Source organism: Halobaculum litoreum (assembly GCF_030127125.1).
In the GTDB taxonomy this organism is placed as follows: Archaea; Halobacteriota; Halobacteria; order Halobacteriales; family Haloferacaceae; genus Halobaculum; species Halobaculum litoreum.
In genome coordinates this window covers 201,073-219,217 of record NZ_CP126156.1, presented here as the reverse complement: position 1 = coordinate 219,217, position 18,145 = coordinate 201,073, and the positions used below count along the sequence as shown (strand labels likewise).

The window sequence follows — 18,145 nt, the reverse complement described above, 5'->3', positions numbered from 1 at the left end:
CCGGGGTCAGAACGACCGACGGTACAACACGGCCCCGAGCAGCAACCCCACCGCGGCGAGCAGCCCGAGCACGGCCGAGACCGCGACGACCGCCGGGACGTACCACGCCGGGAGATCGAACGCCGCGACGGCGACCGTCGTCGCGAGGCCGCACGCCGCGACGACCGCGAGCGGCGGTCCGGCGGCCCGCCCGTACCGTGTGAGCCGTTCGGTCATCTGTCTCGGGAGGAGCAACTACGGGGCGGCGGGGCAAAACGGCGTCGCGCTCGGGGACGGGCGGGCGGCGCGGATATTGCGCGTACCGAAAGCCATCGAAACAAGTATTTCCCGGGACGCCTCCACTTCGTTCATGAACTTTGATCTACCCGCGGAACACCGGATGATCCGCGACCAGGTCCGGGAGTTCTGCGAGGAGGAGATCGCCCCCATCGCCCAGGAGATCGAGGACGAACACCGCTTCCCGCGGGAGATCTTCGACGAGTTGGCCGCCCTCGACATGATGGGCGTCCCGCTCACCGAGGAGTACGGCGGGCTCGGCGGCGACACGCTGATGTACGCCGTCGTCGCCGAGGAGCTCGGCCGCGTCTCCGGCGGCATCGGCCTCTCGTACGTGGCCCACACCTCGCTGGGGGCCAAGCCCATCGAGCTGTTCGGCACCCACGAGCAGAAGGAGGAGTGGCTCCGCCCGCTCGCCGAGGGCGACGGGCTGGGCGCGTGGGCGCTCACCGAGCCCGGCTCGGGGTCGGACGCCTCCGACATGGACACCGTCGCCGAGAAGGACGGCGACGAGTACGTGTTGAACGGCACGAAGCAGTTCATCACGAACGCGAACGTCGCCAACAGCGTGCTCGTGAAGGCGGTCACCGACCCCGGCGCGGGCTACGACGGCATCTCCACGTTCATCGTCGACCCCGAGGCGGACGACGGCTTCGAGGTGACCACCGTCTGGGACAAGATGGGGCTCAACTGTTCGCCGACCTGCGAGATCGCCCTCGACGACGTCCGGATCCCCGAGGACCGCCTCCTCGGCAACGAGGGCGAGGGGTGGACACAGACGATGAAGACGCTCGACGGCGGCCGCATCTCCATCGCCGCGCTGTCGACCGGGCTGGCGCAGGGCGCCTACGAGGCGGCGAAGTCGTACTCCGGCGAGCGCGAGCAGTTCGGCAAGCCGATCTCGAAGTTCGACGCCGTCCGCGACAAGGTGGTCGACATGTACCGGAAGGTCGAGCGCGCGCGCCTGCTCACCCACAAGGCGGCGACCATGTACGACGGCGGCGAGGACGTGACGAGGGCGTCGGCGCTGGCGAAGCTCGACGCCAGCGAGGCCGCCCGCGAGGTCGCCGAGGACTCCGTGCAGGTGCACGGCGGCTACGGCTACACCACGGACTTCCCGCCCCAGCGCTTCTACCGCGACGCGAAGCTGATGGAGATCGGCGAGGGGACCAGCGAGATCCAGCACCTCGTCATCGGCCGGCAGCTCGGCCTGTAACGGCCCGCGACCGCCTCAATCCCTTCTGATAATTTCGGACGTACGTTTATGCGTGCTACCCCGGGACGATGCAAGCAGCATCGGCAATGGTTGGCGCGTCAGACACCCTCGTCGCCGCCGTCTTCGCCTCGGCGCTGACGTCGACGGCGGCGGGGACGCTCGCGTACCTGCGGACCCGCGAGCGGCGCGACCACGCCGGCACGGCCTTCGTCGCGATCACGTACGGGGCGGCGCTGTGGGCCGCGCTGTTCGGCCTCCAACTGCTCGCCGGGCCCACCGACCTCGGGCTGCTCCTCCTCCGCGCGAAGTGGGTCGCCGCGACGCCCATCGTGACGACCTCGCTGCTGTTCGGGCTGTACTACACCGGCCGCGGCGACTGGGTGACCCCTCGCCGCGCGGCGCTGTTGAGCGTCGAGCCGGCGCTCGCGGGCGCGCTGATCGTCCTCGACCGGGGGGGACTGTTCTTCGCCGGCGTCGCGCAGCGTTCGGTGTTCGGCGTCGAGACGTACGTGGCGGTCCCCGGGGTCGGGTTCGTCCTCCACGTCGCGTACGGCTTCCTCGTCGGGAGCGCGTTCGTGATGCTGTTGGCGGAAGCCGCCTCCCGCTCGTCGGGGCCGTACCGCAAACAGGCGGCGACGCTGGCGCTGGCGTCGACGTTCCCGCTCGTGACTGAGGTCGTGTACATCCTCGACCCGCCGTGGATCCCCCCGGCGGACACGACGCCGGTGGTGTTCGGCGGCGCGAGCCTCCTGTTGCTGTTCGCGATGTACCGCTTCGACCTGTTCGACGTGGCGCCGGTCGCCCACGAGACGGTGTTCGCCGGGCTCGAGGACGCCATCGTCGTCGTCGACGAGTCCGGCCGCGTGCTGGAGACGAACCCCGCCGCCCGCGAGGCGTTCGACCTCGACGGCGACGGCGTCGGCCTGCCGGCCGACCGGGTCCTCCCCGACTCGCCGGCGAGCGCGGCGCTGCTCGACGGGGAGGACGCCGAGGTCGTCGTCGACGACGACGCCGACGCCTACTCGCGCGGCGGCGAGCCGACGTACTTCGAGGCGACGTGCGAGCCGCTCGGTCGCGAGGGCGTCCGCCTGCTCGTGTTCCGGGACGTGACCGAGCGAACCCGGGTCGAGCGCCGGTATCGCGCGTACGTCGAACACGCCGACGACATCATCGCGGTGGCGGACGCCGACGGCGTGTTGGAGTACATCAGCCCCGCCGTCGAGGGGGTGCTCGGGTACGACCCCGAACTGCTGGAGGGGGGCGTCTTCACCGACTACATCCACCCGGACGACCGGCGCGGGGTCGCCGAGCCGTTCGCCGAGAGCCTCGGCCGGCCCGGCGAGAGCGTCCGGGTGTCGTTCCGCGTCGAGCACGCCGACGGCGGCTGGCGGACGCTCGACGGCGTCGGCGTCAACCGCTTCCACGACCCCCAGATCGGCGGCTACCTGATGACGCTGCGCGACGAGACCCGGCGCGAGCGGTACGAACAGCGGCTCCGGGTGCTGACGCGCGTGCTCCGGCACGACCTCCGCAACGAGTTGAACGTCGTCCTCGGCTACGCGGACGTCATCGCCGCCAGGGGCGACGACGAGTCCGTCGAGTACGCCGAGCGGATCCAGCGGTCGGCCGGGCGCCTCGCCTCGCTCGGGAACCGCGTGCGCGGCGTCGACCGCACGCTCCGGAGCGCCGACCACGGCGGCCGCCCGGTCGACGCCGTCGCCGTCGCCGACGAGGTCGCCGCCCGCGCCCGGGGCTGTTCCCGGAGGCGACGGTGACCGTCGAGGCGGACGCGGCGGTCGCGTACGCCGACGAACTGCTCGCGACGGCGGTGTGGAACCTCGTCGAGAACGCCGCCCGCCACCACGACGGCGACGCGCCGCGGATCGCGGTCACGGTCGAGTGCGACGACGAGACGGTCGAACTCCGCGTCGCCGACGACGGGCCGGGGATCCCCGAGGGCGACCGCGCGGCCGTCGAGTCGGGCCACGAGACGAAGCTCCGGCACGCCAGCGGGATCGGCCTGTGGCTCGTCCGGTGGATCGTCGACGGGGTCGACGGCGAACTCGCCTTCGTCGACGACCCGAGCGAGGTCGGGCCGCTGCCCGACACCGGGTCGGTCGTGGTGTTGCGGCTGCGGACGGCCGCGGGCGACCACGAGGCGGACGGCCACGACCTCGACGACCAGATCGAGCCGTGGGGCGTCCCCCCGTCGAACGCGGAGGTGGCCGACGGCGGGTACGGCGCCTGGCCCCGGGGGACGCGGCCGACGCCCCCGGTACGGCCGCGGACGACGACGACTGACGGCCGGGGGAGCGACGGGCGGGGAGCGACGCGCGCGCGCCGGCGCCGGCGGCCGCCCCGTCGCGTCACGGCGCCCGGTCGGCGACGAACACGAGCGGCTCCCAGTCGCCGCGTTCCGCGGGCTCCAGCGCCGTCGCCGCCGAGAACGCCCGGTCGTGGACGACCTTCGCGGCGGCGAGGACGCCCGCCGAGGCGTCGAGCCCCGCGGCGAACTCCCGCCACACCCGCGGCGGCACCAGCAGGTAGTACGCCCGCCCCTCCCGGGCGACGAGCGGGTCGTGCTCGAACGCGCGGCGGTACTCGAACACGAGGTCGGCGACCCCCGGGTACGACCGGACGTCGCGCTGCATCCCCGCGAGCGTCTCGCCCAGCGCCGCCTCGTCGACGGCGGCGTCGCTCGCCACGCTCCCGACGTGCGCCGCGAGCGGTCCGAGGTCGTCCATACCTCGTGTCGGTCGGCCGACGGCTTGAGCCCCACGGTGGCCCCGCCGGGCCCGGCCGCGTCGGCGGGGCGACGCCGTGGCGCCGTCCGCCCGGTCGGCACTCGTCGCGTCCGGTGGGTCGAAGTGGCGGCGCGCGGTAGGCGACACATGGACGCCGACATCGGGTTCGTCACCCAGCTCGGGATGGACCACCGCGAGGCGGTCGCGACGGCGGCCGAGCACGGCTACGACTACGTGGAGCTGATGCTGGACGGCGCGGGCGCGCGCGACCGGCTGGCCCCCGGCGCGACGCCCTCCGGGACGCCCTCGCCGACCGCGGCGTCGGCTGCACCGTCCACCTCCCCTTCCGCGGGCTCGACCCGGGGTCGCCGTTCGACGGCGTCCGCTCGGGGTCGGTCGCCGAGTTCGAGGCGCACCTCGACCTCGCGGCCGCCCTCGGGGCGACGAAGGCGACGATCCACCCGACGCCGAACGCGTGGACCCACGCCCACGACGACGAGACCGTCGGCGACGCGGTCGTCGCGTCGGTGCGCCGCCTCGACGGGCACGCCGCCGACCGCGGCGTGGAGCTGGTCGCCGAGAACATCCCGCGCGGCCGCTTCGACACGAACCGGATCGCCGAGTTGCTGGAGCGGACGGACGTGTCGATGTGTCTCGACACGGGGCACGCGCGCGTCGACGGGCGCGACGACGGCGGCATCGCGGCGCTGGTCGCCGACCACGCCGACCGCATCTCCCACCTCCACCTGAACGACGTGCGCGGGGCCGACGACGAACACCTCCCCATCGGCGCCGGGTTCGTCGACTTCGAGCGCGTGTTCCGCGCGTTCCCGGCCGACTGGGCCGGGACGCTCTCGGCGGAGGTGTTCACCCTCGACGGCGCGTACCTCGGCCACAGCATCGAGCGGGTGCGCGAGGTGCTCGCGGCCGTCGACGGCGACCCCGGGGACGCGGCCGACGACCCGGAGGTGGCCGAGTGAGCCGCCGGCTCGTGGTCGGCGAGTGCATCGTCGACCTCCACCCCGAGGGCGGGGCCGCCGGCGGCGCCGAGGCGGAGACGTACGCCCGGAAGCCGGGCGGCGCGCCCGCGAACGTCGCCGTCGGGCTGGCGCGGCTCGACGAGGCGCCCGGGCTGTGGACGCGCCTCGGCGACGACGCGTTCGGCGACTTCCTCGCGGCGACGCTGTCGGCGGAGGGTGCCCGACACGTACGTCGAGCGCGACCCCGACGCGCCGACCGGGCTGGCGGTCGTCGCGCTCGACGCCAACGGCGACCGGTCGTTCTCGCTGTACCTGGAGGGAACCGCCAGCACGCGGCTGGAGGCGGGCGCCGTCGACGACGCGACGCTCGCGGCGCTCGACTGGCTCCACGTCGGCGGCGTCGAGTTGGCCCACGAGCCGTCGCGCTCGGCGGTGTTCGACCTGTTGGCGCGGGCCCCCGCCGACACGACGGTGTCGTTCGACCCGAACGCCCGCGAGTCGCTGTGGCGCACGTTCGACTACGGCGAGACGCTGGCGGCGGCGCTGCCCGACGTCGACGTGCTCGTCGCCAGCGCGGAGGACCTCGCGCCGGCGGGGTACGCGGGCGACCCGGCGGCGCTGGCCGAGGCGGTGCTCGCCGAGGGCCCCACACCGCGCTGGTCACGCGCGGCGCCGCCGGCTCGTACGCCCGGGCGACGGCCGACGCGCCGTGGGGCGCCGGGGAGGCGTCACACGCCGGCTTCGACGCCGACGTGGTCGACACGACCGGCGCGGGCGACGCGTTCACCGCGGGGGCGATCGCGGCGCTGGACGGCGGCGAGTCGCTCGCGGCGGCGCTCCGGTTCGCCAACGCCGTCGGCGCGCGCGCGACGACCGCGCAGGGCGCGATGGCGGCGCTGCCGACGCGGGCTCACGTCGAGACGTTCCTCGCCGAGCGGTAATCGCTCGGCCGGCGCGCGAGGACGACGAGGCCGATGCCGGCGGCCACGAGCGCCGCCCCGAGCGCGAACGTCGCGAGGTAGCCGACGGCGCCCGCGACGACGCCGCCGACGGCCGAGCCGACCGCGGTGGCGAGGCCGGCGGCGGCCGCCTGCACGCCGAGCGCCGCCCCGCGGGTCGCCTCGTCGGCGAGCCGGGTGACGATGCCGGCGGTCGTGACGGCGATGAACGCCCACGTCGCCCCGATGAGCCCGAACGCGAGCGAGTAGCCCGGCAGCGCCGGGAGGACGAGCGCGACGACGGCGACCGCGGGGAACAGGCTCGCCCGGCCGGCGAGCGCGCCGATCTGGATGACGTAGGGGGCGTAGCGCCGCGCGAGCCGACCCGCGGGGCCGTAACACACCGCCGAGCCGAGGTTGCCGGCGAGGTAGACGCCGAAGACGGCGCCGGCGTCGACGCGGCCCGCGAGGAACGCCGGCACGGGCCCCCAGAAGACGGCGAACCCCAGCGAGAACACCACGACCGCGAGGACGTACCGCCGGAGCGCCGGCGCGAAGCGCGCGAACGGGTTCGGGACCCGTCCGCCGCCGGCCCGCCCGGAACGGTCGCCCCGCACACGCAGCGTCCGCAGGCCCCAGTACATCCGCGTCGGCCCGTACAGGCTCGCGCGGAGGTAGCGCCCGGCGCCCCAGTTCGAGCGGGCGAGGCGGGCGTACACCCGCCGGAAGCGCTCGGCGGAGACGGTCGACGGCTCCGGGTACCACAGCCGCGCCAGCGAGAGCGCGACCGTGGCGACGACCGCGAGCGCGAAGAACAGCAGTCGCTGGCCGACGAGCGGGGCGACCCCGAATCGGGGCGCCGCGAGCGTCCACGCGGTGCCGAGGACGAGGCCGGCGACCCAGCCGTACCCCTGCCAGGCGTTCAGCGAGGCGATCCGGCCGTCCCACTCGTCGACGGGCGCGCCCTCGACGACGACGAGGTTGAGCACGGGCACCGCCGCCGCGATCACGAACCACAGCGCGGCGTTCAACACGAGCACGGCGGCGGGCGAGTCGACGAACGGGACGAGCGCGAGCACGCCCGCGGTCGCCCCCAGCGCCACGAGCACGAACGGGCGGCGGCGGTCCGTGCGGGCAGCGAGGGCGGCCCACGCGACGGCGCCGGGCACGCCCACGAGCGCGGCGGTGGCGGCGATGAGACCGACGAACGCGAGGCTCGCGTCCAGCGCGATGGCGTACAGCGGCACCAGCACGGACGCCCCGCCGACCGAAGCGTACCCCAGCCCCCACGCGATCAGCCAGCGGCGGTTACGGTCCACGGACGGCGATGACGCGGGCGACCCATAGCCGTTGCGCCGGCGGCACCGCCCCGGCGCGTTCGTCGGCGTCGACACGAGCCCGGCGGGACCGACACGCCGACCTCCCGGACCCCGGTCGGGCGGGCCGACGGCAGAGGGGAACCGACGGCGCCGCCGACGCGTTCAACTCGGCGGCGGCGGAAGGGCCGGGTATGACCGACACCGACGCGCCGTACGCGCGCCGCCTCGACGCCGCCCGCGAGCGGCTGGCCGGGGCCGACGCCGACGCGCTCGTGCTGTTCCCGAGCACGAACCTGACGTACCTCACCGGGCACGACGAACACCCGAGCGAGCGTCACTTCCTGCTGTTCGTCGTCGCGGACGCCGACCCCGTGTTCCTCGTGCCCGAACTGGCCGGCGAGCAGGTGCGCGCCGGGACGCCCGTCGCGGACGTGCGGACGTGGAGCGACGACGAGGACCCCGTCGCCGCCGTCGAGGCCGTCGCCGAGGACCTCGCGCTGGCGAACGACGCGCCCCACGTCCTCGTCGACGACACGATGCACGCCCGGTTCACGCAGGACCTCCGGCGGGTGCTCCCCGACGCGACGTGGGGGCTCGCGAGCGACGCCCTCGCCGACCTCCGGGCGATCAAAGACGACGCCGAGGTCGCGGCGCTCCGGCACGCCGGCGAGGCCGCCGACGCCGTCGTGCGCGACCTGCGCGAGATGGGCGACGAGGTGGTGGGGATGACCGAGACCGAGTTGGCCCGTCTGATCGAGGACCGCCTCGAGGTACACGGCGGCACCGGCGTCTCCTTCGAGACCATCGTCGGCTCGGGCCCGAACGGGGCGATGCCCCACCACACCCACGGCGACCGCGTGATCGAGGCGGGCGACCCCGTCGTCCTCGACTTCGGCACCCGGGTCGACGGCTACCCCTCCGACCAGACGCGGACGCTCGTGTTCGGCGACGCCGAGCCGCCCGAGGGCTTTCGCGAGGTCCACCGCGTCGTGCGCGAGGCGCAGGAGGCCGCCGTCGAGGCGGTCGAACCGGGCGTCACGGTCGGCGCGATCGACGCCGCCGCCCGCGACGCGATCGCGGAGGCGGGCTACGGCGACGCGTTCGTCCACCGGACGGGCCACGGCGTCGGCCTCGACGTCCACGAGGAGCCGTACGTCGTCGCCGGCGGCGAGCGCGAGGTCGAGGCGGGGATGGTGTTCAGCGTCGAGCCCGGCGTCTACCGCCCCGACGAGTTCGGCGTCCGCATCGAGGATCTGGTCGTCGTCACCGACGACGGCTGCGTGCGTCTCAACCGCACCGACCGCGACTGGCGGACGGACTGACGGGGTTCGTCACAGGTTCCCGATACTTCGACTCGACGGGACGATCCGCCGTTTCGAGCGGTTTCGGGCGCCCTAAACGCCGACCGTGGTTTCGGCTGCCCGAAACCAGTCAGTCGCGTGAGACTTATATCCGAGTACGGGCTAGAGCCGCCGATGACAGATCTCGGCGCGTACGCGTTCGTGTTCGTCGCGGGGCTGATCACGGCGCTCGCGACGGGGCTGGGCGCGCTCCCGTTCTTCGTCCTCGACGACATCGGCGACCGCTGGAACGTGGTGTTGTGGGGGCTGGCGTCGGGGATCATGCTCGGCGCGTCGCTGTTCGGGCTGGTCGGCGAGGGACTGGCGTACGGGACGCCGCTGGAGCTGGGGGTCGGCGTCGTCGCGGGCGTGGTGCTCGTCGTCGTCGCCCACGAGGTGATCGAGGGCGCGGAGGTGAACCCGCGCAAGTACGAGGAGGCGGACTACAAGAAGCTCCTGCTCGTTCTCGGGGTGCTCACGGTCCACAGCTTCCCCGAGGGCGTCGCCGTCGGCGTCTCCTTCGCGGAGTTGGGGTTCGACACCGTCGGTGGGCTGGTGCTGTTCGGCACCGCGGTACCGCTGCTGGCGGTGTTCATGACCGTCGCCATCTCCGTCCACAACGTGCCCGAGGGGGGTGGCGGTGTCCATCCCGCTGCGGACCCTCGACGTGTCGCCCCCGAAGATGGTGTGGTGGGCGGTGTTCTCCAGCCTGCCCCAGCCCGTCGGCGCGGTGATCGCCTTCTACTTCGTCACGATCGCCCGGCAGTTCCTCCCGATCGGCTTCGGCTTCGCCGCGGGTGCGATGATCTACCTCGTGCTCACGGAGTTCGTCCCGGAGGCGCTCGAACTCGGCGAGGGGCTCGCGGGCGACGGGAAGCGGGAGTTGGTCGGGGGGGATGGCGACCGGCGCGGCCGCGATGGTGCCGCTGCTGTCGGTCACGTCGCTGTAGCGGTCGAGAAAACGGGAGACTCGGCCCGCGGGCGGCGGCGGCGGTCCGGGTTAGTGGGAGTGGCCCAGCGCCTCCGAGAGGCTCTGGCCGAACCGCTCCTCGAACAGTTCCTCGGCCTTCTCGTTGATCGCGGCGACGTCCTCGGGGGTCTCGCCCTGACTGTGGTGGGCGATGGCGTGGGCCTGCTGGGCGAACGCCTGCAGGACCACGTCGCTGATGACCTCGCTGGGGTTCTCGCCCTGCTCGGCCAGCAGGTCGACGAGCCCCGCGGGGAGGTCGACCTCGTCGCTGTCGCCGTCCGGTCCGCTGACTGTGTAGGTTTCGGTTCCGACCATGTCCCGCCGGAGGTGTGGGGCACGTAAAGGTCCGTGGGTCTCGGCGTCCGGTCCGCCGCCTGTCGAGGCCTCGCTTCGCTCGGTAACTGCCGGTCTTGGGCGGCTCGGCACGCAGACCTCGCCGCCGTCTGTCGAGGCCTCGCTTCGCTCGGTAACTGCCGGTCTTGGGCGGCTCGGCACGCAGACCTCGCCGCCGCCTGTCGAGGCCTCGCTTCGCTCGGTAACTGCCGGTCTTGGGCGGCTCGGCACGCAGACCTCGCCGCCGTCTGTCGAGGCCTCGCTTCGCTCGGCCTCGCGTCAGTCGTCCGCGGCGGCCGTCTCCCCCGACTTCGCCTCGGCGCGCTTCTGCTCCTCGAGGTAGTCGTCGGCGTCGATGGCGGCCTTACAGCCCATCCCCGCGGCCGTGACGGCCTGCTGGTAGTGGTAGTCGACCACGTCGCCAGCGCCGAACAGCCCCGGCACCGCGGTCTCGGTCTGGCCCGCGCCGTGGCCGCCCTTCGTCCGGACGTACCCCTCGTCGTCGAGCTCGACGCCCGTGTCCACGAGGTACTCCGTGTTCGGGGTGTGGCCGATGGCGAAGAACACCGCGCCGACCGGGAAGTCGCGCTCCTCGGTCTCGGGGTCGTCGAGCTTGTCGGTCGGGTACCCCTCCGGGTGGGAGACGAGCGTGACCGACTCGACGCCGTCCTCGCGCGTGCCGTGGAGTTCGGTCACCTCGGTGTTGCGCATGATCTCGATGTTCCCCTCGTCGACGTGCTCCTGCACGCGGTCGATCCAGTAGTCCTCGGCGCGGAACTCCTCGCGCCGGTGGACGATGTACACCGTGTCGGCGAACTTGGTGAGGAAGCTCGCCTCCTCCATCGCGGCGTCGCCGCCGCCGACGACGAGCATGTCCTCGCCCCGGAAGAACGCCCCGTCACAGGTGGCGCACGTCGACAGCCCGTACCCCATCAGCTCGTCCTCGCCGGGGATACCGAGCGTCCGCGCCGAGGCGCCCGAGGCGGCGATGACCGCGTCGGCGGTGTACACGTCGCCGTTCGTCAGCTCCACGCGGAACGGGCGCCGGGAGTCGTCGACCGATTCGACGACGCCGTTCTTCACGTCCGCGCCGAAGCGCTTGGCCTGCTCTTTGGCGTTGTTGATGAACTCGGCGCCGTTGATCCCCTCGGGGAAGCCGGGGAAGTTCTCGACCTCCGAGGTGAGCGTCAGCTGTCCGCCCGGCTCGTCGCCCTCGAAGACGAGCGGGTCGTTGTTCGAGCGGGCGGCGTAGATGGCCGCGGTGAGCCCCGCGGAGCCGGTCCCCGCGATGATCAGCGGCCGGTGGTCGACGACGTCGGCGGAGTCGCTCATTGGGTCCGGCTATGCGACTCCGGGGTTTGTACGTTGTGCTGTCGTGCTCGGCGGGCGACCGGCGGCCCGCGCGGGGCGGCGCGCCGCCGCCCGTCAGAACGCCAGTCGCTCGACGAAGCGGCGCGCGAGGCCGGGCCGGCGCGACTCGTGGGGGTACACCGTGACCGTCGTACAGCCGGGGGTCGGGAGGTCGGGCCGTTCGTCGAACAGGGCCGTCCGGAGGCGGTGGTCGGCGCCGCGCCGGATCACCAGGTCGGGGGTCCGCCGCTGCCCCCCGTCCGTGCGCACCGACTCGACGGCGACCGGCACGGAGAGCAGGTCCGACAGCTCCGTCCGGTAGTCCTCGACCAGCCGGCGCCGGGCGTCGGGGTCGGCGTCGCCGCCGGGGTACCACAGCGAGATCCGGCCGTCGTTCGCCCGCGCGACCGCGTCGGCCACGTCGACCGACAGCGGCGGGTACGGCCCCACGTCGCCCGAGAGCACGACCGCGCGCGGGTCGTCGTAGCCGAGGTTGTCGACGAGCAGGACGTCGCAGTGGGCGTGGCGGACGACCCAGTCGATGGGGTCGCCGACCAGCCGCGAGCGGAGCCGGAGCGGCTCGTGCTCGGCGACGATCGTGTCCACGTCGCGGTGGGCCGCGAAGTTGACGACGGCGTGTTTGGTGTCGTGGCTCACGATCTCGTCGGCCTCGACGGCCACGTCGAGGTCGTCGCCCAGCGCCGCGACGCGCGCCTCGAACGAGCGGTCGGCGTCGGACTGGACGGTCACCCCCTCGGTGAGCGGCGCCTGGTCGGGCACCTCCTCGAAGCGGACGGCGACGACGCGGCCGCCGTCCGCGCGGACGAGGTCGGCCGCCAGCGCGATCAGCGAGCGCTCGCGCGCCTCGTCGACGTTCTTCGTGAGCGCGACGAGCACCTCGCGGGTGTCGGGGCGGGCGGCGACGGCCGACTCGATGTCGGCGAGCGCGCCCCGGCCGACCTGCCGCCGGATCGCGTCGCTGGCGGCGCCCTCGCGGTCGACGCGCGGGCGGACGTACACGAGGTACCACGCCACGCTGGCGACGGTGATGGCGACGGCGCCCGCGAGCGCGGTGGTGCCCATCTGGGTCAACAGCGCCAGCCCGGAGACGGCGCCGAACACCTGGATCCACGGGTACAGCGGCGACGTGAACGCCGGCTCGTACTCGACGCTCCCCTCGCGGAAGGCGACGACGGCGACGTTGATCATCGCGAACACCATGATCTGGAAGGCGCTCGCGAGCTTCGCGATCTCGAGGATGGGCACGAACGCGATCAGCACCAGCAGCACCGCGCCGGTCACCGTGATCGAGGCGACGGGGGTGCCGAACCGCTCGCTGACCGACGACAGCGACGGCGGCGCGAGCTTGTCGCGGCTCATCGCGAACGGGTAGCGCGACGACGAGAGGATGCCCGCGTTCGCCGTCGACACCAGCGCGAGGACGGCCGCGAGGATCACCGCCGCGACGCCGGCGCGGCCGAGCGTCTGCTCGGCGCCGACGGCGACCGGCGTGAGCGACCCCGCGACGCTCCCCGGGTCGGTGATCCCGACGAGCACCGCGACGATGGCGACGTACAGGACGGTGGTGAAGGCGAGCGAGCCGAGGATGCCCAGCGGGATGTTCCGCCCGGGGTCTTCCACCTCCTCGGCGACGCTGGCCACCTTCGTCACGCCCGCGTACGAGACGAACACGAGGCCGGTCGCCGCGAGCACGCCCTCGACGCCGGCGCCGAGGAAGTCGGCGTAGTTCGCCTGCTCGACGCTCGGGGCGCTCCCCGCGGCGAACCAGCCCAGCGCCGCCAGCATCACGACGACGATGGCGAGCTGGAGGCGGCCGGTCTGTTTCGCGCCGACGACGTTGATCAGGATCAACAGCGCCGCGAGCCCCAGCGCGACGGGCGTCACCGGCAGGTCGAACACGAGCAGGAGGTACGGCACGCCGCCCACGAGCGCGAGCGCGCCCTTGAACGACAGCGAGAACCACGTCCCCACGCCCGCGATCGTGCCGAACAGCGGGCCCATCGCCCGCTCGATGTAGATGTACGTGCCGCCGGCCTCCGGCATCGCGGTCGCCATCTCCGACTTCGACAGCGCCGCCGGCACGACGAGCAGCCCCGCGATCGCGTACGCGAGGATCACCGCCGGGCCGGCGATCTCCAGCGCCAGCGCCGGGAGGATGAAGATCCCGCTCCCGATCATCGCGCCGATGCTGATCGCCAGCACCGACGGCAGCCCGAGGTCGCGTTCGAGTTCCTTCATCGGCGATCCACCGCGGGCGCCGGGCGAGCGGCCGCCGAACGGGTGGCCGCCGGGTAGTACGGGTCCGGCGACGCGGCTCCGGCGGCGCCGCCCGCCGCGGTGGTCGGTACACGGTACGTCGTCTGCGTGCCGCCCCGGCGGCGGCGCGGTCCGTCGAGTCGTCCCTGAGTCATCGTGGTGGGTTCCGCGGCGGTCGGCCCCGGGTGTCTATCGCAGCGTGAGTGACGGAAGTGCATAAATCGGGCGATTCAATTGACGGGTCGTCAAACTACTCGAACGTTCATTCGGTATCCGTCACGCGAGGGGGCGGGGGCGGTCGCCGGCGCGGCCGCGGCGGCCGACCGGCCGCGACCGCACGCAAGAAGACTAATGGGGCCACCCCGGGGACGTTGGCGTAGATGAAGGACGGCGAACTCGACTCGGTCGACCGACACATCCTCTACTACCTCCAACAGGACGCGCGGTCCACGTCGTCGAGCGACATCGCCGAGAAGCTCGGCCTCTCGGCGAGCACCGTGCGGACCCGGCTCAACAAGCTGGAGTCGAGCGGCGTGGTCCGCGGGTACCACATCGACATCGACTACGACCTCGCGGGCTACCCGCTGTACACGAAGATCATCTGCACGGCGACGATCCCGAACCGCGGCGAACTCGCCAACCGCGCGCGCGACATCCGCGGCGTCACCGCGGTCCGCGAGATCATGACCGGCGAGCGAAACGTGTACGTGAACGCGATCGGGCGCGACCACGACGACCTCGACCGGATCACCAAGGACCTCGACGCGCTCGGCCTCGACGTCCTCGACGAGCAGATCATCCGCGACGAGTACGTCTGCCCGTACCACGGGTTCCTCGACCCCGACGAGGACCCCGACGGCGACGGCGACGACGAGTAGCCCCCGCGGCGACGGGACGCGGTCCCCCACCGACACGCTCAGGGGACGCCGCCGCGACCCGCGACCATGGCCGCCGACCTCGACGAGAAGACGACCCGGTACGGCGAGATGCTCGCGGACGCCCTCGAGGCGGCGGAGGTGTGCGTCCCCGAGGGCACCCCGCTGTACGACGCCGCCGTCGAGTGCGAGGAGATGGCCGCCTCGTACCTCGAGGACGGCCGCCACTTCCGCGCGAGCGACGACCCGGTGAACGCGCTGGCCGCCTACTCGTACGGCTACGGCTGGCTCGACTGCGGCGTCCGCATGGGCCTGTTCTCGATCCCCGCGGACACCGGCCTGTTCACGACGGAGTGAGCCGGCCGCCGTCCCGGGCACCGGATTTATCGTGTCGATCGGGGATCTCCCACCATGGACGACACCGAGTTCACCGACATCGTGGTGGCGGCCGACGGGAGCGAGCCGGCCGAGGCGGCCGTCGACACGGCGTACGCGCTGGCGGCGGCGCTCGGGGCGCGCGTCCACCCCTGCACGGTGGTGGACCCGTTCCCGACGCGACAGCGGCTGAGCGACCTCCGCGCGCGCCGCGCGGCCGCCCGCGACCTCGCGGACGACCTGGCGGCGCGCGCCGAACGCGAGGGCGTCGACGCCGACCCCGTCGTGCGCGAGGGGCGCCCGCACAAAGCGATCCTCGCATACGCCGCCGAGACGGAGGCGGACCTGATCGTCGTCGGCACCCACGGCCGGGGCGGGGCGCGCCGGGCGCTGCTCGGCAGCGTCGCGGAGAAGCTGGTGCGGACCGCGGACGTGCCGGTGCTCGTCGCCCACGGCGCCGACGAGCGCCGCGAGTGGGGGCGGCGAGCCGGCTGCTCGTCGCCACCGACGGGAGCGGGGCGGGGCGCCCGCGGAGGCCGTCGCGGTCGGCCTCGCGGCGGCGCTTGGCGCACGGCTCACCGCCGTCAGCGCCGTCGACGAGGCGGGGACGCTCTCGGCGGTCGGCGGCGGCGCGCTCAGCGGGGACACCATCGCGGCGGTGCGGCGCGCGCTCGACGAACGCGCCGACGACGCCGTCGCGGGCGTGCTGGAGCGCGCGGCCGAGGCCGGCGTCGACGCCGCGTCGGAGGTGCTCGTCGGCGAACCCGGCGGCGCGATCCGCGGCTACGCGGCCGACACCGACGCGGACCTGATCGTCGTCGGGACCCACGGGCGGGGCGGGATCCGCCGCGCGGTGCTCGGCAGCGTCGCCGAGCGCGTCCTCCGCGGGGCCGACCGGCCGGTGTTGGTCGTGCCGGCGCGGGCGGGGACGCTCGCGGCGGAGGGCGACAGCGAGGACGGGGACCAGGTCGACGCCGGGTCGTAACGGTCGCGCGTCTCAGTCGACGCGGACCTCGGGCCCGTCGGGGCCGTCCTCGACGGCGAGCCCGAGCGCCTCCAAGTCGTCGCGGAGCGCGTCGGCGCGCTCGTAGTTGCCGGCCGCGCGTTCGGCCTCGCGCACCTCGAGCACGAGGGCCGCGAGGTCCTCCAGCAGTTCCACGTCGCCGCCGGCCTCGCGGCCGAGTTCCAGCCCGAACACGTCGCCGCCGAACGCCTCGAACGTCTCGACCGCGCGGCGCAGGCCGCGGTAGTCGGGGGCGACGTCGCCGCCGGCCGCCTCGACGCGGTCGACGTGGCGGTGTACCGCCGAGCCGACGCCGAGGAGCGCGCCGAACGCCTCGCGCACGTTCAGGTCGTCGTTCATCGCCGCGACGAACGAGTCGCGGGCGTCGTCGACGGCGGCCCGGAGGTCGTCGTCGACGGCCTTCGCGCGGGCGTCGACGGAGTCGCACGCCGCGACGGCCGTCTCGTAGGCGCGTTCGAGCCGCTCCCACCGCTCTTCGGCCTCCGCCATCGCCTCCTCGGAGAACACCTGGTCGCCGCGGTACTGCGCGCCGAGGTAGAACGTGCGGACGACGTTCACCCCGAACTCCGCGAGCGCGTCGCTCACGGTGAAGAAGTTGCCGAGGCTGGAGGACATCTTGTCCGCCGTCGTCTCCAGCAGGCCGTTGTGGAGCCAGTAGCGCGCGAACGTGTGGCCCGTCGCGGCCTCGCTTTGGGCGATCTCGTTCTCGTGGTGGGGAAAGACGAGGTCGCGCCCGCCCATGTGGACGTCGAGGGTGTCGCCGAGGTGGGTCGTCGACATCGCCGAGCACTCGATGTGCCAGCCGGGGCGGCCCTCCCCCCACGGGGAGTCCCACGTCTCGCCCGACGGGAGCTCGCCGTCGTGCTCGTGTTTGCGGTGCTCGCGGACCGCGTCGGCGCTCACGCCGTCGGCCTTCCACAGCGCGAAGTCGGCGGGGTGGCGCTTCTCGGCGAGTTCGTCGGCGTCGGCGTCGGCCTCCAACTCCTCGGGGCGCTGGTTCGAGAGGCGGCCGTAGTCGTCGAAGGAGGTGACGTCGAAGTAGACGGAGCCGTTCGTCTCGTAGGCGTGGCCCGACTCGATCAGGCGCTCGACGAGCGCGACGATCTCGGGGACGTGTTCGGAGACGCGAGGGTACACCTCGGCGCGCTTGAGGTTGAGCCCGCGCATGTCCTCGATCACCTGCTCGGTGAAGTGGCGGGCGACGTCCGCCTCGGTGTCCCACCCCTCGCGCTCGCCGACGCGGGCGGCGATCTTCTCGTTGACGTCGGTGACGTTCTCGACGTGGCGCACGTCGTAGCCGAGCCAGTCGAGCCACCGGTGGAGGACGTCGGCGTGGAACCACAGCCGCGCGTGGCCGAGGTGTGCGTCGTCCGAGACCGTCAGCCCACAGACGTACAGCAGGACCTCCTCGTCGCTCGCCGGCTCGAACGCCTCCCGTTCGCCCGTCAGGGTGTTGGTCACGGACAGACCCATGTCGGGCGCCGGTACGCGACCCTCCGTGGTAAACCCTCGAAGTTCGCTCCGGCGACCCCGCCCCCCGACGCCCGGCGTCGGCTACCCGTCCAGCGCCGCCTCGACGACCCGGAGCGCGTCGGCGCCCGCGCGCCGGCCGACGACGACGATCAGCGCGTCCGACGCCACCGCCGCCGCCTCCACCGTCGCGCCGGCCGCGCGCAGGCGCCCGAGGACGCGCTCGAGCGCGCCGGGGCCGACGCCGCCGCGGGCGACCACGGCGGTGGCGTCGCCCGCGCCGACGGCGTACCCCTCGCCGGCGACGACGAACAGCGGGTCGGGGTCGTCGTCGCCGTCGGTCCCCCGACGGCGCCGACGCGTCGCTCCATCGTGACGCGGGCGTCGCCGGTCGCGGGCGGCCGCGCGTCGATCTCGGCGGCGTGGCGCCGCAGCGCGGTCGCCACCGCGTCGGGGTCGGCGTCGATGTCGAGCGTCGCCGCGGCGGCGGCGTAGTTCACCACGCCCGCGCGGAGGGCGTCGTACAGGAACGGTCGCTCGCGGACGGCGGCGCGGGTCTCCTCGGCGACGGTCATCTGCCGGCACCTCGCGGCCGCGGACAAAAACGCCGACGGTACGGCGGCGCGGGTCGGGAAGCCGGCGGGCAGAAACGTCGATC

15 protein-coding genes and 7 pseudogenes are annotated in these 18,145 nt (G+C 73.8%); 12 read left to right on the top strand and 10 right to left on the bottom strand.

What is annotated here, in order from left to right; genetic code table 11:
• Positions 1 to 6 precede the first annotated feature (6 nt).
• Positions 7 to 234 carry a hypothetical protein gene (locus P0R35_RS01215; protein WP_284013435.1) on the bottom strand — a complete coding sequence of 76 codons (228 nt, stop codon included), beginning with the start codon at positions 232 to 234 and terminating at the stop codon, positions 7 to 9.
• 115 nt (positions 235 to 349) lie between these two features.
• Here P0R35_RS01215 and P0R35_RS01210 point away from each other — a divergent pair, with 115 nt between their 5' ends.
• The 3 genes and pseudogenes from P0R35_RS01210 to P0R35_RS16510 form a co-directional block, all read left to right on the top strand.
• A complete protein-coding gene (locus P0R35_RS01210) occupies positions 350 to 1,492 on the top strand; it encodes an acyl-CoA dehydrogenase family protein (protein WP_284013434.1) in 1,143 nt (380 codons plus the stop codon).
• Between the two features lie 68 nt (positions 1,493 to 1,560).
• Entirely contained in the window at positions 1,561 to 3,267 is a 1,707-nt protein-coding gene (locus P0R35_RS01205; RefSeq protein ID WP_284013433.1) for a histidine kinase N-terminal 7TM domain-containing protein, read from the top strand.
• Positions 3,264 to 3,569 (top strand): annotated as a pseudogene (locus P0R35_RS16510) (ATP-binding protein); the annotation flags it as partial. The gene P0R35_RS01205 and the pseudogene P0R35_RS16510, both read left to right, overlap by 4 nt.
• 289 nt (positions 3,570 to 3,858) lie before the next feature.
• Here P0R35_RS16510 and P0R35_RS01200 read toward each other — a convergent pair.
• The gene (locus tag P0R35_RS01200) at positions 3,859 to 4,236 is read right to left on the bottom strand and encodes a DUF8048 family protein (RefSeq protein ID WP_284013432.1); all 378 of its coding nucleotides are present in this window, start codon (positions 4,234 to 4,236) and stop codon (positions 3,859 to 3,861) included.
• Between the two features lie 230 nt (positions 4,237 to 4,466).
• The gene (locus tag P0R35_RS01195; protein ID WP_284013431.1) at positions 4,467 to 4,652 is read right to left on the bottom strand and encodes a hypothetical protein; all 186 of its coding nucleotides are present in this window, start codon (positions 4,650 to 4,652) and stop codon (positions 4,467 to 4,469) included.
• Here P0R35_RS01195 and P0R35_RS01190 point away from each other — a divergent pair.
• The 3 genes and pseudogenes from P0R35_RS01190 to P0R35_RS01175 form a co-directional block, all read left to right on the top strand.
• A pseudogene (locus P0R35_RS01190) lies at positions 4,563 to 5,216 on the top strand (sugar phosphate isomerase/epimerase family protein); the annotation flags it as partial. The gene P0R35_RS01195 and the pseudogene P0R35_RS01190 sit on opposite strands and share 90 nt — an antisense overlap.
• A pseudogene (locus tag P0R35_RS16505) lies at positions 5,213 to 5,744 on the top strand (PfkB family carbohydrate kinase); the annotation flags it as partial. The pseudogenes P0R35_RS01190 and P0R35_RS16505, both read left to right, overlap by 4 nt.
• Positions 5,720 to 6,157, top strand: coding sequence for a carbohydrate kinase family protein (locus P0R35_RS01175; RefSeq protein ID WP_284014670.1), 438 nt, complete (start codon positions 5,720 to 5,722; stop codon positions 6,155 to 6,157). The pseudogene P0R35_RS16505 and the gene P0R35_RS01175, both read left to right, overlap by 25 nt.
• Here the strand turns inward: P0R35_RS01175 and P0R35_RS01170 are convergent.
• Positions 6,127 to 7,473, bottom strand: a complete 1,347-nt coding sequence (locus P0R35_RS01170) for an MFS transporter (RefSeq protein ID WP_284013429.1) — start codon at positions 7,471 to 7,473, stop codon at positions 6,127 to 6,129. The genes P0R35_RS01175 and P0R35_RS01170 overlap by 31 nt on opposite strands.
• A 191-nt stretch (positions 7,474 to 7,664) precedes the next feature.
• On the opposite strand from P0R35_RS01170, the gene P0R35_RS01165 reads away from it, so the two are divergent.
• Positions 7,665 to 8,795 carry a M24 family metallopeptidase gene (locus P0R35_RS01165; RefSeq protein WP_284013427.1) on the top strand — a complete coding sequence of 377 codons (1,131 nt, stop codon included), beginning with the start codon at positions 7,665 to 7,667 and terminating at the stop codon, positions 8,793 to 8,795.
• Positions 8,796 to 8,948: 153 nt separating this feature from the next.
• Positions 8,949 to 9,763, top strand: a pseudogene (locus P0R35_RS01160) (ZIP family metal transporter).
• 50 nt (positions 9,764 to 9,813) lie between these two features.
• On the opposite strand, the gene P0R35_RS01155 reads toward P0R35_RS01160, so the two are convergent.
• The 3 genes from P0R35_RS01155 to P0R35_RS01145 form a co-directional block, all read right to left on the bottom strand.
• Positions 9,814 to 10,098 carry a DUF7545 family protein gene (locus P0R35_RS01155; RefSeq protein ID WP_284013425.1) on the bottom strand — a complete coding sequence of 95 codons (285 nt, stop codon included), beginning with the start codon at positions 10,096 to 10,098 and terminating at the stop codon, positions 9,814 to 9,816.
• Between the two features lie 297 nt (positions 10,099 to 10,395).
• Entirely contained in the window at positions 10,396 to 11,448 is a 1,053-nt protein-coding gene (locus P0R35_RS01150; RefSeq protein ID WP_284013424.1) for an NAD(P)/FAD-dependent oxidoreductase, read from the bottom strand.
• Between the two features lie 93 nt (positions 11,449 to 11,541).
• Positions 11,542 to 13,725: an amino acid permease gene (locus tag P0R35_RS01145; RefSeq protein WP_284013422.1), complete on the bottom strand. Its 2,184-nt coding sequence runs from the start codon at positions 13,723 to 13,725 to the stop codon at positions 11,542 to 11,544.
• A gap of 398 nt (positions 13,726 to 14,123) precedes the next feature.
• Here P0R35_RS01145 and P0R35_RS01140 point away from each other — a divergent pair, with 398 nt between their 5' ends.
• The 4 genes and pseudogenes from P0R35_RS01140 to P0R35_RS01125 all read left to right on the top strand — a co-directional run.
• The gene (locus tag P0R35_RS01140) at positions 14,124 to 14,621 is read left to right on the top strand and encodes an Lrp/AsnC family transcriptional regulator (RefSeq protein WP_284013421.1); all 498 of its coding nucleotides are present in this window, start codon (positions 14,124 to 14,126) and stop codon (positions 14,619 to 14,621) included.
• 66 nt (positions 14,622 to 14,687) lie between these two features.
• Entirely contained in the window at positions 14,688 to 14,975 is a 288-nt protein-coding gene (locus P0R35_RS01135; RefSeq protein WP_284013420.1) for a DUF357 domain-containing protein, read from the top strand.
• A gap of 54 nt (positions 14,976 to 15,029) precedes the next feature.
• Positions 15,030 to 15,383 (top strand): annotated as a pseudogene (locus P0R35_RS16500) (universal stress protein); the annotation flags it as partial.
• A gap of 205 nt (positions 15,384 to 15,588) precedes the next feature.
• Positions 15,589 to 15,978, top strand: a pseudogene (locus P0R35_RS01125) (universal stress protein); the annotation flags it as partial.
• A gap of 12 nt (positions 15,979 to 15,990) precedes the next feature.
• Here the strand turns inward: P0R35_RS01125 and cysS are convergent.
• The 3 genes and pseudogenes from cysS to P0R35_RS16490 form a co-directional block, all read right to left on the bottom strand.
• Entirely contained in the window at positions 15,991 to 17,490 is a 1,500-nt protein-coding gene (gene cysS / locus P0R35_RS01120) for a cysteine--tRNA ligase (RefSeq protein ID WP_284013418.1), read from the bottom strand.
• Between the two features lie 81 nt (positions 17,491 to 17,571).
• Positions 17,572 to 17,802: a DUF7523 family protein gene (locus P0R35_RS16495; protein WP_432765054.1), complete on the bottom strand. Its 231-nt coding sequence runs from the start codon at positions 17,800 to 17,802 to the stop codon at positions 17,572 to 17,574.
• A gap of 86 nt (positions 17,803 to 17,888) precedes the next feature.
• Positions 17,889 to 18,062, bottom strand: a pseudogene (locus P0R35_RS16490) (DUF7523 family protein); the annotation flags it as partial.
• Positions 18,063 to 18,145: the final 83 nt, after the last annotated feature.